Annotated in this window: 15 protein-coding genes, 1 tRNA gene and 1 pseudogene; 10 read left to right on the top strand and 7 right to left on the bottom strand. The window is 70.0% G+C overall.

The annotated features are described in order from the left end of the window. Positions 1-4: 4 nt before the first annotated feature. From ABZ865_RS16225 to ABZ865_RS16200, 6 genes and pseudogenes are all read left to right on the top strand, one after another. Positions 5-637, top strand: coding sequence for a potassium-transporting ATPase subunit C (locus tag ABZ865_RS16225; protein WP_361230127.1), 633 nt, complete (start codon positions 5-7; stop codon positions 635-637). A 92-nt stretch (positions 638-729) separates the two neighbouring features. Next, positions 730-1,413 (top strand): response regulator, encoded by a 684-nt coding sequence (locus ABZ865_RS16220; protein ID WP_361230125.1) that lies wholly within the window; start codon positions 730-732, stop codon positions 1,411-1,413. A 7-nt stretch (positions 1,414-1,420) separates the two neighbouring features. Next, positions 1,421-2,210 (top strand): annotated as a pseudogene (locus tag ABZ865_RS16215) (diaminopimelate decarboxylase); the annotation flags it as partial. A gap of 381 nt (positions 2,211-2,591) precedes the next feature. Next, positions 2,592-2,867: a hypothetical protein gene (locus ABZ865_RS16210; RefSeq protein ID WP_361231177.1), complete on the top strand. Its 276-nt coding sequence runs from the start codon at positions 2,592-2,594 to the stop codon at positions 2,865-2,867. 135 nt (positions 2,868-3,002) lie between these two features. Next, on the top strand, positions 3,003-3,209 hold the full coding sequence (locus ABZ865_RS16205; RefSeq protein ID WP_361230122.1) for a hypothetical protein: 207 nt from the start codon (positions 3,003-3,005) through the stop codon (positions 3,207-3,209). A gap of 525 nt (positions 3,210-3,734) precedes the next feature. Next, complete coding sequence (locus ABZ865_RS16200; protein WP_361230120.1) at positions 3,735-5,207, top strand: sialidase family protein; 1,473 nt, start codon at positions 3,735-3,737, stop codon at positions 5,205-5,207. Positions 5,208-5,349: 142 nt separating this feature from the next. On the opposite strand, the gene ABZ865_RS16195 is transcribed toward ABZ865_RS16200, so the two are convergent. From ABZ865_RS16195 to ABZ865_RS16180, 4 genes are all read right to left on the bottom strand, one after another. Then, positions 5,350-5,559 (bottom strand): hypothetical protein, encoded by a 210-nt coding sequence (locus ABZ865_RS16195; RefSeq protein WP_361230117.1) that lies wholly within the window; start codon positions 5,557-5,559, stop codon positions 5,350-5,352. A gap of 230 nt (positions 5,560-5,789) precedes the next feature. Continuing rightward, a tRNA-Pro gene (locus tag ABZ865_RS16190) sits at positions 5,790-5,863 on the bottom strand. A 66-nt stretch (positions 5,864-5,929) separates the two neighbouring features. Beyond that, the gene (locus ABZ865_RS16185) at positions 5,930-6,703 is read right to left on the bottom strand and encodes a Pr6Pr family membrane protein (protein ID WP_361230114.1); all 774 of its coding nucleotides are present in this window, start codon (positions 6,701-6,703) and stop codon (positions 5,930-5,932) included. Between the two features lie 91 nt (positions 6,704-6,794). Beyond that, on the bottom strand, positions 6,795-7,718 hold the full coding sequence (locus ABZ865_RS16180; RefSeq protein ID WP_361230111.1) for a metallophosphoesterase: 924 nt from the start codon (positions 7,716-7,718) through the stop codon (positions 6,795-6,797). Between the two features lie 95 nt (positions 7,719-7,813). On the opposite strand from ABZ865_RS16180, the gene ABZ865_RS16175 reads away from it, so the two are divergent. Continuing rightward, entirely contained in the window at positions 7,814-8,281 is a 468-nt protein-coding gene (locus ABZ865_RS16175; protein WP_361230109.1) for a GatB/YqeY domain-containing protein, read from the top strand. A 143-nt stretch (positions 8,282-8,424) separates the two neighbouring features. Here the strand turns inward: ABZ865_RS16175 and ABZ865_RS16170 are convergent, their stop codons facing one another. Beyond that, complete coding sequence (locus tag ABZ865_RS16170) at positions 8,425-10,737, bottom strand: transglycosylase domain-containing protein (protein ID WP_361230106.1); 2,313 nt, start codon at positions 10,735-10,737, stop codon at positions 8,425-8,427. Between the two features lie 607 nt (positions 10,738-11,344). On the opposite strand from ABZ865_RS16170, the gene wblA reads away from it, so the two are divergent. Beyond that, complete coding sequence (gene wblA / locus ABZ865_RS16165; protein WP_179851885.1) at positions 11,345-11,683, top strand: transcriptional regulator WblA; 339 nt, start codon at positions 11,345-11,347, stop codon at positions 11,681-11,683. Positions 11,684-11,713: 30 nt separating this feature from the next. Here the strand turns inward: wblA and ABZ865_RS16160 are convergent, their stop codons facing one another. Next, positions 11,714-13,168, bottom strand: a complete 1,455-nt coding sequence (locus ABZ865_RS16160) for an ArsA family ATPase (protein ID WP_361230103.1) — start codon at positions 13,166-13,168, stop codon at positions 11,714-11,716. Next, a complete protein-coding gene (locus ABZ865_RS16155; protein WP_361230100.1) occupies positions 13,165-14,142 on the bottom strand; it encodes an ArsA-related P-loop ATPase in 978 nt (325 codons plus the stop codon). The genes ABZ865_RS16160 and ABZ865_RS16155 overlap by 4 nt, the downstream gene beginning before the upstream one ends. A 106-nt stretch (positions 14,143-14,248) precedes the next feature. Between ABZ865_RS16155 and ABZ865_RS16150 the strand changes: the two genes are divergently transcribed. Together ABZ865_RS16150 and ABZ865_RS16145 are read left to right on the top strand one after the other, a co-directional pair. Next, complete coding sequence (locus ABZ865_RS16150; protein WP_003975360.1) at positions 14,249-14,410, top strand: DUF4177 domain-containing protein; 162 nt, start codon at positions 14,249-14,251, stop codon at positions 14,408-14,410. After that, positions 14,407-14,871: a RidA family protein gene (locus ABZ865_RS16145; RefSeq protein WP_361230097.1), complete on the top strand. Its 465-nt coding sequence runs from the start codon at positions 14,407-14,409 to the stop codon at positions 14,869-14,871. The genes ABZ865_RS16150 and ABZ865_RS16145 overlap by 4 nt, the downstream gene beginning before the upstream one ends. The last annotated feature ends 157 nt before the right edge of the window (positions 14,872-15,028 follow it).

Genomic DNA, 15,028 nt, shown 5'->3' with positions numbered 1-15,028 from the left:
CGCCATGAACAACTCCGTAACGAACACCGCCCGGTTGCTCGGGGCGGGTCTGCGGGCCCTGCTCGTGCTCACCCTGGTGACGGGCGTCGTCTACCCGCTGGTCGTCACCGGCATCGCCCAGGCCCTGTTCCACGACAAGGCGAACGGCTCCGAGATCAAGGCGGACGGCAAGGTCGTCGGCTCGTCCCTGATCGGACAACAGGGCTACAGCCTCGCGTACTTCCAGCCCCGCCCCGCGAACGGTCTCGGACAGAACTCGGTCAACACCCAGTACAAGCTGATCCTTTCGGGCGCGACCAACCTCGCCGCGGACAGCAAGGTGCTGAGCAAGCAGGTCGAGGACGCGAAGGCCGCCGTGGTGAAGAACAACTCGGTGCCCGGCTACACGGTCAGGCCGTCCGACGTCCCCGCCGACGCCGTCACCTCCTCCGGCTCCGGCCTGGACCCGGACATCTCCCCGGCCTACGCGGAGCTCCAGGTCCACCGGGTCGCCGCGAAGAACGGCCTGCCGGTCGCCCAGGTGGAGAAGCTCGTCAAGGACCACACGACCGGCCGCTCGCTCGGCTTCATCGGCGAGCCCCGCGTGAACGTCCTGCAGCTCAACATCGCGCTCAAGGACCTCGTGGCCAAGAAGTGACGGCCTTACACGGATCACGACGGGAGTCGGCGGCCCGGGAGGCATCCCGGTTCCGCCGGCTCCCGCAGGCATGACAGGAGAGGCACACACCCATGACCCGGGTGCTCGTGGTGGAGGACGACCCGCAGCTCGTACGGGCCCTCGTCATCAACTTGCAGGCACGTCACCACGGCGTCGACGCCGCCCCCGACGGGGCCACCGCCCTGCGGCTCGCCGCCGCGCGCCGGCCCGACCTGGTGCTCCTGGACCTCGGCCTGCCCGACATGGACGGCGTCGAGGTCATCAAGACGCTGCGCGGCTGGACCCGCGTGCCGATCATCGTCCTCTCCGCCCGCCAGTCGTCCGACGAGAAGGTGGCCGCGCTCGACGCGGGCGCCGACGACTACATCACCAAGCCCTTCAGCATGGACGAACTGCTGGCCCGGCTGCGGGCCGCCGTCCGCCGCACCGAGGACGCCCCGCTCGTCCCCGAGACCACGCTGGTCGAGACGGCCGACTTCAGCATCGACCTGCTCGCCAAGAAGGCCGTGCGCGGCGGCCGGGACGTCCGGCTGACCCCCACCGAGTGGCACCTGCTGGAGATCCTGGTGACCAACCCCGGCCGCCTGATCACCCAGAGGCACCTCCTCCAGGAGGTCTGGGGCGTCTCCCAGAGCAAGAAGACCAACTACCTGCGGGTCTACATGGCACAACTGCGCCGGAAGCTGGAGAGGGACCCGTCCCACCCCCGCTATCTGATCACCGAGCCCGGCATGGGCTACCGCTTCGAGGGATGACATGGCACGCGGCAAGCTCCGGATCTACCTCGGCGCGGCACCCGGCGTCGGCAAGACCTACGCGATGCTCTCCGAGGCGCACCGCCGCATCGAGCGGGGCACCGACTGTGTGGTCGCCTTCGTGGAGCACCACCACCGGCCGCGCACCGAGGTGATGCTGCACGGCCTGGAACAGGTGCCGCGCAAGGAACTCGCCTACCGGCACTGCCACGTGGGCTCCCAGATCGCCAGCGCCAAGCCGTACCTGGTCGCCGTACGCCGCATGGTCGGCCTGATGACCCGCCTGTACGAGCAGCACGGCCTGGTCCTGCCCGAACTCCTCGGCGGCGACCACGGCATCGCCTACCGCCCCGGAGAACCGGCCCTCGACCTGACCGCGCTGGCCCGCAAGGTCCGCGCGGAGCTCGCCGACGCCTGTGCGACGGCCTCACTCCCCGTCCCCCGCCTGCTCATCGAACCGGGCAGGGCCGTCGTGGGCCCGCGGGCATCGCGCTGTACCGCGTCCTGTCCGTGAAGCACACCGGCGGAAAGGCGTTCGTGGCCGTGGACGGCGGCATGAGCGACAATCCGCGTCCGGCCCTGTACGGCGTCCGCTACGCGCCCCGACTCGCCGGCCGGCACAGCACAGCGGACCCGGCCCCGATGACCGTGGTGGGCCGGCACAGGCGGGCGACGTCCTGGCCGCCGACGTGGACCTCCCGGGCGACGTACGCCCCGGCGACCTGCTCGCCGTCCCCGTGGCCGGGGCCTACCACCTGTCGATGGCCTCCGGCTACAACCTGATCGGCCGCCCGCCCGCGCGGTCCAGAAGCGTCACCGCAGTGGTGGCGTGCAGGGGACAGGACGGGCCGGCCACCGCGCTTCGCGCAATCGCAGTCACTCAGCGCGGCCGCCCCCCGGATGCCCAGGACGGGCGGGGGAGAGGATGCCACGCTGGAGTGAGGGGCAGGCCCGCGAGTGGAGGTCCGGGTGCGTCTCATCCGGTCCGGGGCCCTCTCCTTCGGCCTGGCGAGCATGTCCCGGTGCGGCTCCATGGATGCGCCGCAGAATCGTGCGGCCGGTCCGTGAGCCCGCCGGCCGGGGCACCACTCACCGAGCGACGCCAGGCGGCCCTACCGCGTGGATCCGGCCCGCCGGGACCAGGACCGCGCGACCGACCCGGAAGGCAGGTGCATCCCATGCGCACGTCGACCCGTATCGCCGGTGCCCTCACCGGCCTGACCCTCACCCTCGGTGGTGCGGTCCTCGCCGCTCCCGCGGCCCGGGCGGACATCCCCGCCTGCACAAAGATGGCCGAACTGGCCGGTGCCACCGCTTCCGACTCCGTCACAGCGGCCTGCGGCCGTGGCGTGGTCGGAGACCTGCAGGGTTGTGTGACCGGGCTGACCGGGGCCGGAGTGGCGAGCGGCGCCGCGACCGGTGCCTGCCGGGCGGCGGCCCACGAACCGCGTTAGAGAACCGCGCGCGGCAGCCGCCCGCCGCCTCGCGGGCCTCATGCGGAGCGCCCATGCTGAGCAAGAGGGCGCCGTCGTCCTGAGACTTGTCCTTCCCGAAGGCCGAACGAAGGCGCCTGAGAGGAGGAGGAAGTCATGCGCATGCGCAGAATCCTGGGCCTCGCCCTGGCCGCGGCAACCTTTGCCGGCGTGAGCGCCGTCGGCGCTGTCAGCGCCGGGGCCGCCTCGTCTCCGAACATCTCCCGAGACGACTGCACGGCCGCCGGCGGACAGATCATTTCACGCCCCTACGCCGGCTACGCCTGCGCGCTGCCTGACGGGACCACGCCGGCGATCACGTGACCGGTCGGCGCACGGCTGGGCAACCAGTCCGGCCGGTGCGCCCGGCGCGGTGGGTATGAAGTGACGGCACCCGGTCCACCGTCGCGTGGATCGCCCGCGCCCGTCTCGACACCGCGGCACTCACGATGGTGGACGCCGACCGTCTCGAAGCCGAGCCCGTCACCACTTCGAGACGGTCCGCGCCGTCCTGAACACGTTCGCATTTCCCAGCTGTATTGATTCGGATTTCCCAGCTGTATTGATCACGAGCGTTGTTGACACTCGGCAGGTCTTGAACAGGCGCATAAGAACGAGCAGTCGACCAAGGAGCCGACCGGCACGGTACACCGCCGGTCGGCTCCGCCGTGCTCCTCGACGACCCCGGGGACGACTCCGTCGTTCGGCCCATCAAGGGCACCGGCCGCAACGCCGAAAAGGATCAAGCGGAGTCGTCCCACCCTCGCGTTCCGGCACACCTCCGCGCGCTCGGCCGCCTGGATGACGGCGGTCCCGTACCCCGGCCGCCAGGCCCGGAGGAGATCCCGCATGCGCGTCTTCCTGCCCCTGACCGCCGTCACCACCGTCGCTCTCCTGCTCGTCACGGTCACCGGCACGACTCCCGCCGCGGCGGACCGGAACCCCGACGGCACACCACTGGTCAAGGTGTCCCAGGGCGACCCGTACGCGAAGTGCACCATCGGAGCGAGGTCCCCCGACAGCGTCGTCTACCCGGGCACCGAGGTCGAGCCGTACCTGTCCGTCGATCCGCGTGACCCCAAGCGCGTGGTCACCGTGTTCCAGCAGGACCGCTGGAACGACGGCGGCGCCCGTGGCCTGGCGGCCGGCTGGACCAGGGACGGCCGCACCTTCCACCGGAGCACGCTGCCGTTCAGCCTGTGCGCCCCCGGCGGAGCGGATTTCGAACGGGCCACCGACCCCTGGGTGAGCACCGGACCGGACGGCACGGTCTACGCCGGCGGGGAGGGCGTCGACTTCACGAAGAGCACGCGCAGCGCCCTCCTGGCCGTCACGTCCCGCGACGGCGGCCGCACTTGGCAGAACCTCACCACCACGCACGTCGACGAGCAGCCGTTCTTCAACGACAAGCCCTCACTCACCGCCGACCCGATCCGCAAGGGCACCGCCTACCAGGTCTGGAACCGCCTCGACAACGACCCGCCCGGCCCCAGCTCCCTCGACGGTCCCGGCTACATCTCCCTCACCCGCGACGGCGGCCGCACCTGGAGCAAGGCCCGGCCGTTCGTCGACACCAGCAGCGTGCCCAACACCCAGACCATCGGCCATCTGATCGTCGCCGACCGGCGCACCGGCACCCTGTACGACTTCTTCGACCGGATCACCTACGCCGACGACCTGAGCACCGTCGTCGAAGCCCGCTACGAGGTGGTCACCTCGACCGACGCCGGAGAGACCTGGAGCGCCCCGGTCACCGTGGCCCGGGACACCTCCGTACCGGAGGTCGACCCGAACGACCCCACCAAACTGCTGCGCGACGGGACCACCCTGCCGAGCCCGGCCGTCGACCCCGAGACAGGAACGCTGTACATGGCCTACGAGGGCTCGGACTTCTCCGGTGGGAAGTTCGACTCCGTCCAGCTCGTGCGGTCCACCGACGGCGGACGCACGTGGGGGACCCCGGAGCTGATCAGCCCCAAGGGCGTCCCGGCCTTCTCACCGTCGATCGCGGTCGCCGAGCGGGGCACGGTCGCGCTCACGTACTACGACCTGCGCTTCCTCAAGCCCGGCAACACCACCACCCTGCCCACCGCCTACCAACTGGCCACGCTGCAGCACGGAAACCCGAAGCTCCGGACCGAACGACGGATCTCGCGGATCTTCGACTGGCTGCAGGCGCCGTTCGCCGGGGGCTACTTCCTCGGCGACTACCAAGGCCTGGTGTCGGACGGCAAGGGAGTACGGGCGGTGCTCACCGAGACCCACTCCGGCGCACCACAGAACCGTACGGACGTGTACACCAGCACTCTCCGCACCCGCTGACCGCCGCGGCCGCCGTCGGTGCGCCTGAGACCTGGCATTCGAAGTTCCAACGCGCCACCGGTCGCCCGCCCGCTGCGACTCTCCCGGCTACCCTCGCGCGGGAGCGCCCCGCGGCGCGTGGCTGCGGGGCGCCTTGTGGGGTTTAGTCGACCTTCTCCCCGTCGTACATACCGCCCTTGCAGGTGTTGTCCGTCAGATCGGCCGTTCCGCCGCCCTGCTGGCACTGAGAAGGGGTGACGTAGGATGGGGCACCCTGTGCGGTGGCGGCGGTGGCGGCGGCGGCGCCTGTGAGGCCGAGTCCGGCGAGGGCTGCCGTGGCGATGACCGCGGCGAGGATTCGTCGAATGCGCATGTGGTTCGCCTTTCACGGATTGCCTCGGTTGGGGCACTAGCCAGCTTGATCTTCACCCATGTGGGTGGCACGTCATGTTGCGCCATTCGGGTGACAGCGCTGTCGGGTGCGGGTTCGGTGACGCGGGATCTTCAAGGGCGATCCGGAGCGGTAGTCACGCAGACAGACACGCACAACGAGTCAGAGGCCGGTAGCAAATTGCTACCGGCCTCTGACCTTGTACTGCACTGTCGGGGTGGCGGGATTTGAACCCACGACCTCTTCGTCCCGAACGAAGCGCGCTGCCAAGCTGCGCTACACCCCGATGTCGCTGCTTGTCGCGGCGACGACGTTTACTTTAGCCCACTGGTGGCTGGAGACGAAATCCGGTTTAGACGCGGCGGCGGGTCGGGGTCGGACGGGTGTGGTCCAGGGCTGTCAGGACGAGTGCCAGGGCGTAGATCGCGAGGCCCACGAGGAGGGCGTTCGCGAGGGTGCTGCGGTAGCCGTGGGCGGCTGCGTCGAGGAAGGGATAGAGGTAGCGGCCTGGGGCGGAGGCAGGGAGGAAGCCCGCTCGGATGAGGTAGAAGACCAGGTAGGCCAGGGGGTAGAGGAGCCAGGGCGCGGCCATGCGCAGGCGGAGGCGGGCCGCGGGGGTGAGGAGGAGCCAGTCCAGGAGGGCCGCCGTGGGGACCACCAGGTGGAGGACCTGGAGGGCTGCCCACTGGGCGTGCCAGCGCTCGGGGGGTGCGGTCACGTTCGTCATGGAGAACGGGGGCGTCGTGTGGGCCAGGAGCAGGTGGTAGACCAGCGCCGAGATCACGACGTAGAGGAGTGTGGCTCCTGTCACAGAGGGGGGCAGGGGACGGCGTGCCCGCCAGGCCCGGGATGCGGAGAGGAGCATGACGGCGGCCAGGAGGATCGTGGCCTGGACGCCGAAGTAGCTCAGGGTGCGGGCGGGAGTGCCCTGCAGGGTGCCCAGGAGGAGCTCCAGGGCGACGCCGGCCGCTGCCGCCGCCGCGGTCAGGAGGCGGAACACCGCCACCAGGGGGCGGCGGATCGGGGCCACCACCGCCGTGGCCGGGACATGGGAGGGCATCAGCACGGGGGGCGGGCCCGGGACCGCGGGCAGGTCCGGGATGTCCCTGGGTATCGGTGCGGTCATGCCCTCACGCTAAGCAAGGGGGACGAATGGGGCCATGTGGGGCAGTCCGGGTGGGTTAATCCCCCCACCGCCCATGGCGGAGCGGCCCCTACTACCGCCCCACCAGCGTCAGCAGCGTCGCCTCCGGTGGGCACGCGAAGCGGAACGGGGTGTAGCGGTTGGCGCCGCAGCCCGCTGAGACGTGGAGGTAGGAGGTGCGGCCCTCCGCGGTGTGCGTGGAGAGGCCCTTAACGCGGTCCGTGTCGAGGTCGCAGTTGGTGACCAGGGCGCCGTAGAAGGGGATGCAGACCTGGCCGCCGTGGGTGTGGCCGGCCAGGATCAGGGGGTAGTCGTCGGCCGTGAAGTCGTCGAGGACGCGCAGGTACGGGGCGTGGACCACGCCCATCGAGAAGTCGTACGTGCCGGACGGGCCCCCGGCGACCCGGGCGTAGCGGTCGCGCTTGATGTGGGGGTCGTCCAGGCCCGTGAGCTCGACGGAGACGCCCTCGACCTTCAGGACACCCCGCGTGTTCGTCAGGTTCAGCCAGCCGGCCGAGTCGAAGCCGTCCCTGAGGTCCTCCCAGGGGTTGTGGATGGCGCCGACCACCGGCGGGTTGCCGTTCAGGCCGTGGCGGCCGTTGACCTTCTCCAGCAAGTAGCGGGCGGGGTTGCGGGGCCTGGGGCCGTAGTAGTCGTTGGAGCCGAAGACGTACGCCCCCGGGAACTCCATCAGCGGGCCGAGCGCGTCCAGTACCTCCGGGACACCTTCCGGGTCGGACAGGTTGTCACCGGTGTTGATCACGAAGTCGGGGCGCAGGCCCGCCAGCGACTGCAGCCAGCGCTGCTTCTTGCGCTGGCCGCCGACCATGTGGATGTCGGAGACCTGGAGCACGCGCAGCGGGCGCATGCCCGGCGGGAGGACCGGGACCGTCACTCGTCGGAGGCGGAAGGAGCGGGCCTCGAAGCCCGCCGCGTACGCCAGTCCGGCGGCGCCTGCCGCCATGATCCCCAGGGGTACTCCGTATCGCGCGCGCATACGACCATCGTGTCAGACCCCGGGACCCTTCCGGAGACCGGCCGTCCGGTAAATCAGCGGGCGTTCGGGCTCCTGCACCTGCGACAATCGACCGCATGACCACCACGCTCAAGTCGAAGCTGCACGACGACCTCAACGCCGCGATCAAGGAGCGCGACGAGCTGCGCTCCTCGACGCTCCGGCTGACGCTCGCCGCGATCACCAAGGAGGAGGTCGCGGGCAAGGAGAAGCGGGAGCTCTCCGACGACGAGGTGCAGAAGGTGATCACCCGCGAGGCCAAGAAGCGCCGCGAGGCGGCCGAGGCCTTCGCGCAGGGTGGTCGTCCCGAGCAGGCCGAGCGGGAGAAGGCGGAGGGCGAGATTCTCGCCGCGTACCTGCCCAAGCAGCTGTCCGACGACGAGCTGAACGCGATCGTCGCCCAGGCCGTCGAGGAGGCGAAGGCCGCCGGCGCCGAGGGCCCGCGGGCCATGGGCGCCGTGATGAAGATCGTGAACCCGAAGGTGGCCGGCCAGGCCGAGGGCGGCCGCGTCGCCGCCGCGGTCAAGAAGCTTCTCCAGGGCTGAGCAGCTCCTTCAGCGCTGAGCAGCTCGTCCAGCGCGGAGCAGGCTGCTCCGTCGGAGAGCTGAGAGCAGCAAGAGAACGGCGGCGGGGCCGCACCCCTTACCAGGGTGCGGCCCCGCCGCCGTTCAGCCCGGACGGGAGCGGATCAGCCCCGCGTCCCTCCGTGCCCGTTCCCCCCGTTGCCCTGTCCCTGGATGAAGTTCCCGGGGAGGGTGATGCCCGGCGTCGGGAGCGTGCCGCCGTTGCCGTCGGTTCCGCCGAGGGGGTCACCCGTCGTGCCGGTCGTTCCCCCGTCCGTCAGGCCGCCGATCAGGCCCCCGATCAGTCCGCCCGTGTCCCCCTTGTGCTTGCCCCGGTCGCCTTTTCCCTGGTCGTCACCGTGGTCGTCCTCGTCGGGGATGTCGACCAGGTTGAAGCCCGGGGCGTCCTTGCCGACCAGGGCGCCGGTCATGGCGTCCTTCCAGATCGGGCCGGGGACCTGACCGCCGTAGACGAGCGGGTGGTAGACCCCGCCGATGGTGATGTTGGTCATCTTCACGTTCTGCCGGGCGCTGCCGACCCAGACCGCGCCGGCCATGTTGGGCGTGTAGCCGACGAACCAGGCGTTCTTGCGTTCGTCCGTCGTACCCGTCTTGCCCGCGCTCTCGCGGTCGGTCAGACCCGCCTCCGCGCCGGTGCCGGAGTCGACCACGCCGCGCAGCAGGGTGTTGACGGTGTCGGCGGTCGTCTCGCTCATCGCCCGCGAGCAGGTCGACTTCGGAACCGCGATCGACTTCTGCTCGTTGCCGACCTTCTGGGTGATCGACTCGATGGCGACCGGGGTGCAGTACATGCCCCGCGCGGCGAAGGTGGCGTACGCGTTCGCCATGGTCAGCGGGGAGAGGCCGATCGAGCCGAGGGCGATGGAGGGGGTCTCCGGGAGCTTCGAGCCGTCGCCCTGCACCACGTGCAGCCCGTCGGTCATCTTCACCACGGGGCACAGACCGATGTCGGAGATCAGCTGCACGAAGTAGGTGTTGATGGACTTCGCCATCGCCTCCTTCATGCGGTACGGGCCCTTCTCGGACTCGTTCTCGTTCTCCACGGTCTCGTTCTTGGTGTTGACGTACGGGCTGCTGCCGCACCGCTGGACCGGGCTCGGGTAGTTCATCTTGTACGGCGACGAGTACTCCTGCGTCGCCGGCTTGCCGCCCTCGATCGCGGCCGCCGCCACGAACGGCTTGAACGTCGAACCCGTCGGGAAGCCGTAGTTGGAGCCGCCCATGTCCCGGTTGACCGAGAAGTTGTACTCGGTCTCGTCCTTGCCGTAGCCGAACGGCTTCGACTGGCCCATCGCCAGGACCTTGCCGGTGCCGGGCTCGACCAGGGTGGCGGCCGCGGCGACGGTGTCGGACTTGTTGACGTGCTCCTTCAGGGAGGCCTGGACGGAGTCCTGGGCCTGCGGGTCCAGGGTCGTACGGATCGTCAGGCCGCCCTTGTTCCAGAGCTTGGCCCGGTCCTCGCGGGTCTTGCCGAAGGCAGGGTCGGTGAGGAAGACGTGCTCGACGTACTTGCAGAAGAACGCGGCGCCGCTGGTGGCGGTGATGCAGCCGTTCTTCGGCTGGCTGACGTGCAGCCCGAGCGGCTTCTGCTTGGCGCGGTCGGCCTCCGCCTGGGAGATGTCGCCGACCTCGGCCATGCGCTGGAGCACGATGTTGCGCCGCTTGGTGGCCTCGGCCTCGTCGTTGACCGGGTCGTAGCGGCTCGGGGACTGCACGATGCCGGCCAGCAGCGCCGATTCCTGCAGGTTCAGGTCCTTGGCGTGCTTGGAGAAGTAGCGCTGGGAGGCCGCCTCGACGCCGTAGGCCTGCTCGCCGAAGAACGTGATGTTCAGGTAGTTCTCGAGGATCTTCTTCTTGCCGAGCTTCTCCTCGATCTGGATCGCGTACTTCAGTTCGCGGATCTTGCGGCCGAGGGTCTGCTGGGTGGCCTCGGCGACCTTCGTCGGGTCGTCGCCGGCCTCCTCGATGAAGTAGTTCTTCACCAGCTGCTGGGTGAGCGTGGAGGCGCCCTGGGCGACCCCGCCGCTCTGCGCGTTCTTGTTCAGGGCGCGCAGCACGCCCTTGAGGTCGATCGCGCCGTGCTTGTAGAAGCGCGAGTCCTCGATCGCGACGATCGACTTCTGCATGTACGGCGAGATGTCCTTGAGCTCCACCACCGTACGGTCGCGCGAGTAGACGGTCGCGATCTGGTCGCCCTTGCTGTCCAGTATGGTCGTGCGCTGGCTGAGCTGCGGGCTCTTGAGGTTGGCCGGGATCTCGTCGAAGCCCTTGACCGAGCCCTTGGCCGCGAGGCCCAGCGCGCCGGCGGCGGGCAGCGCGATGCCCGCCATCACGGCTCCCGCGAGCACACTGACACCGAGGAACTTGGCGGCCTGCTGCGTGGCCGACAGACCACCGCCCGAGCGCTTCTTTGGCATGGGGGCAGCCTAATCCGTACTCCTGAGCGTTCCGAGGGAGCGGCTCCCTCTCGGGATGTTCAGGTGCGGGATCGTGACGTCCCCGTGTCGCGGGCTCCCTGTGAGGCGCGTCACGGCACGTCAGGTGGCGGGTGCGTCGCGCAGGTCAGGCATGGGTGTCCCGTCACGGCACGGCGGTGCCCCCGTCACGGCGCGGCGAAGCGGGGCGCGGAGGTTCCCATTCGCCGGACACGCGCGCAGGCCTTGGCCTAAGCTGCTCTCAACTGTCACGGCAGCGCGGCCACGTATCAATACGTCCGGCGACCCCGAATCGTTCTGGAAGTACCCCGGTTTTCTGGTGGGGGCGTGTCCGAATCCGCCTCGTGTGTCACCTGGCGTCCGCTGTGACGCACCACGGCTGTCCCGGTTTGCCGGGATGATCACGCATGTCACCAGCTCACTCCCCCGGGTGATCTGCCGCTTACCCATAGTCCGTTCGGGCCATTCAAGATTGGGCCCGAAGGGGGTGTTGCGCTGTCCCCACCTTCCGTAACGTCCTCAACTGGCGGCGGTGAATATGCCGCTGCCGCCGTGGGGGAGCCTCGATTCGGGAGAGGACGGCGCCGGTATGGGCTGGGTAACCGACTGGAGTGCGCAGGCCGCCTGCCGCACTACCGATCCGGATGAACTGTTCGTTCAGGGAGCAGCGCAGAACAGGGCCAAGGCGGTGTGCACCGGATGCCCGGTACGCACCGAATGTCTGGCCGACGCGCTGGACAACCGCGTCGAATTCGGCGTGTGGGGAGGCATGACGGAGCGGGAGCGCCGCGCACTGCTGCGCCGGCGGCCCACCGTGACCTCCTGGCGCAGGCTGTTGGAAACCGCCCGCTTGGAGTACGAGCGTGGCGTCGGCATCGTGCCCCTCGACAGCGACGAGGTGTACGAGAACTACGCGGCGGTGAGCTGAGGGCGCAGCCCTCCGGCGTGGACCGGGGGATTACGGCGCCTCTGTACGCCCCGCCGCCAGCAGGTCACCGATCTCGCGCAAGCCCGTGAGGTCGTGCACGTCGCCGGGGAGCGCGGGTACTTCGACGACCGCCACCTCGGGGTGGCGGGCGGTGAAGCGGTCGCGCGTGCGCTGCTCGCGCGAGAGCAACTGCATGCGCTCGGCGTGCAGTCTCAGCAGGCCTGCGGTGAGCTGGTCGACGGTCCGCTCCGTGCGCGTGGCGTCTGTGCTCGTGGTGTCTGTGTCCGTGGTGCCTGTGGTCCTGGAGTCCGTGTCCGCGGCGTCCGAGTTCGTGGCGTCCGTGTCCGTGGCGGGGGAGCCGTCGTCAGGAGCCGGTGTTCCGGAAGCGGGAGTCTCCGATGCGGAAGTCTCCGATGCGGAAGATTCTGAACTGCCGTACGTGTCGGGAGAGTTACGAAGTCCAGCTTTCCCGCCCCCCTGATCCACAATGCGGGGCTCCTCAAGATTTTCCGCGGCGGCCAGCGCCCGCTCGGCCGACAGCCGGCCGGCACCGCTGCCGTGGACGCGGTTGAGTACCAGGCCCACCAGCGGCATGTCCTCCGCGTCCAGCCGCTCCACGAAGTACGCCGCCTCGCGCAGCGCGTCCCGCTCCGGGGCCGCCACCACCAGGAACGCCGTACCGGGCGCCTGGAGCAGCTTGTACGTGGCGTCCGCGCGCGTGCGGAACCCGCCGAAGGTGGTGTCCATCGCGGCCACGAACGTCTGGACGTCCTTCAGCAGCTGACCGCCCAGCAGCTTGCCCAGCGTGCCGGTCATCATCGACATGCCGACGTTGAGGAACGCCATCCCCGCGCGTCCGCCCAGCTTGGCGGGGGCCGTCAGCAGGCGGATCAGCCGGCCGTCCAGGAACGAGCCGAGCCGCTTGGGCGCGTCCAGGAAGTCCAGCGCCGAGCGGGACGGCGGGGTGTCGACCACGATCAGGTCCCACTCGTCCTTCGCCCGCAGCTGGCCCAGCTTCTCCATCGCCATGTACTCCTGCGTGCCCGCGAAGCCCGCCGAGAGCGACTGGTAGAAGGGATTGGCCAGGATCACGGCCGCCCGCTCGGGGTCCGCGTGCGCCTCGACGACCTCGTCGAAGGTGCGCTTCATGTCGAGCATCATGGCGTGCAGTTCGCCGTCGCCGTCGGTGCCCTTCACCCGCCGGGGCACGTTGTCGAGGGAGTCGATGCCCATCGACTGGGCCAGCCGCTTGGCCGGGTCGATGGTGAGCACGACCACCTTGCGGCCCCGCTCGGCCGCCCGGAGCCCGAGGGCCGCCGCGGTCGTCGTCTTGCCGACCCCGCCGGAGCCGCAGCACACCACGATCCGGGTGCTCGGGTCGTCCAGCAGCGGGTCGATGTCGAGCACGCGCGCGGGGGTGAGGTGGGGGCGGGCGGATTCCCGCTGGGGATCGGCGTCCTGCGCCTTGGCCGGGTCCGGACTCATGACAACCCCTGTTCCCGCAGCTCGGTGGCGAGTTCATACAGGCCCGCCAGGTCCATGCCTTCGGCGAGCAGCGGCAGTTCGTGCAGCGGCAGGCCCAGCTCACCGAGGACCCCGCGCTGCTCCTCCTCCAGCGCGTACCGCTCGGCGTACTCCCCGGCCTGCTCCAGCAGCGGGTCCACCAGTCGCTCGGCGTTCCCGCCGCGGCGCGCCCCGCCCAGGCCCGCGGCGGACAGTGCCCGTGCGACAGAGGAACGCTCCACGGTCCGTACGAGTTCCAGGTCGACCGCGTCCAGCATCTGGGGCCGGACCATGTTCACGATGACCCGGCCCACCGGCAGCCGTGCCGCGTGCAGTTCGGCGATGCCGTCGGCGGTCTCCTGGACCGGCATCTCCTCCAGCAGCGTGACCAGGTGCACCGCGCTCTCCGGCGACTTCAGCACCCGCATCACGGCCTGCGCCTGATTGTGTATCGGGCCGATCTTCGCCAGGCCCGCCACCTCGTCGTTGACGTTCAGGAAGCGGGTGACGCGGCCGGTCGGCGGGGCGTCCATGACGACGTAGTCGTACGCGAACCTCCCGGCCTTGTCCTTGCGGCGCACCGCCTCGCAGGCCTTGCCGGTGAGGAGGACGTCCCTCAGGCCCGGCGCGATGGTGGTGGCGAAATCGATCGCGCCGAGTTTTCTGAGGGCCCGGCCCGCCCCGCCGAGCTTGTAGAACATCTGGAGGTAGTCCAGAAGGGCCAGTTCGGGATCGATGGCGAGGGCGTACACCTCCCCGCCCCCGGGAGCGACCGCGATCTTCCGCTCCTCATAGGGCAACGCCTCGGTCTCGAAGAGCTGTGCGATTCCCTGCCGGCCCTCGACCTCTACGAGAAGCGTCCGCTTCCCCTCGGTCGCGAGGGCCAGCGCGAGTGCGGCGGCGACCGTCGTCTTTCCGGTCCCGCCCTTGCCGCTGACGACCTGGAGCCTGCTCACGTCATCGAGACTAACCAGTCCGGCCGACACACGAGCGGCAGGCTGTGGATAACGGCGCCCACGGCCGTCCGTCTGTCCCGCGGGTCACAGCGGCTACAGTCGGCCCATGACCAAGTGGGAATACGCAACCGTGCCGCTGCTCGTCCATGCCACGAAGCAGATTCTGGACACCTGGGGCGAGGACGGCTGGGAGCTCGTCCAGGTCGTGCCCGGGCCGAACAACCCCGAGCAGCTGGTGGCCTACCTGAAGCGGGAGAAGCAGGCGTGAGCGCGGTCGAGGCCAAGCTGGCCGAACTGGGCCTGACCCTGCCGGAGGTCGTACCGCCGCTGGCCGCGTACCAGCCGGCCGTGCGGTCCGGCGTGTACGTCTACACCGCCGGCCAGCTGCCGATGGTGGAGGGCAAGCTGCCGGTCACCGGCAAGGTGGGCGCCGAGGTCACCCCGGAGGAGGCCAAGGACCTGGCCCGTGTCTGCGCGCTGAACGCGCTGGCCGCCGTCAAGTCCGTCGCCGGCGACCTGGACCGCATCGCGCGCGTGGTGAAGGTCGTCGGGTTCGTCGCCTCCGCGTCCGACTTCACCGGGCAGCCCGGTGTGGTCAACGGCGCCAGCGAGCTGCTCGGCGAGGTCCTCGGCGACAAGGGCGTGCACGCCCGCAGCGCCGTGGGCGTCGCGGTCCTGCCGCTGGACGCGCCGGTGGAGGTCGAGATCCAGGTCGAGCTGCTTCCGTAGCCGCGGAAGGCAGCATCCGAGCCTCTGAAGGCACCCTCCGAGCCTCTGAAGACGGCCTCCGAAGGCAGCCTCTGAGTCTCTGAAGGCAGCCCCTGGAGTCCGCCTCTGAAGTCCCTCTGACCTCGGGCACCTCTCGAACATTCGCCCTATACGGGAT

This window comes from Streptomyces sp. NPDC047085, from assembly GCF_040643735.1.
Lineage (GTDB): Bacteria > Actinomycetota > Actinomycetes > Streptomycetales > Streptomycetaceae > Streptomyces.
Note: the sequence above shows the minus strand (reverse complement) of the source record. Positions and strands in the feature narration are given on the sequence as shown.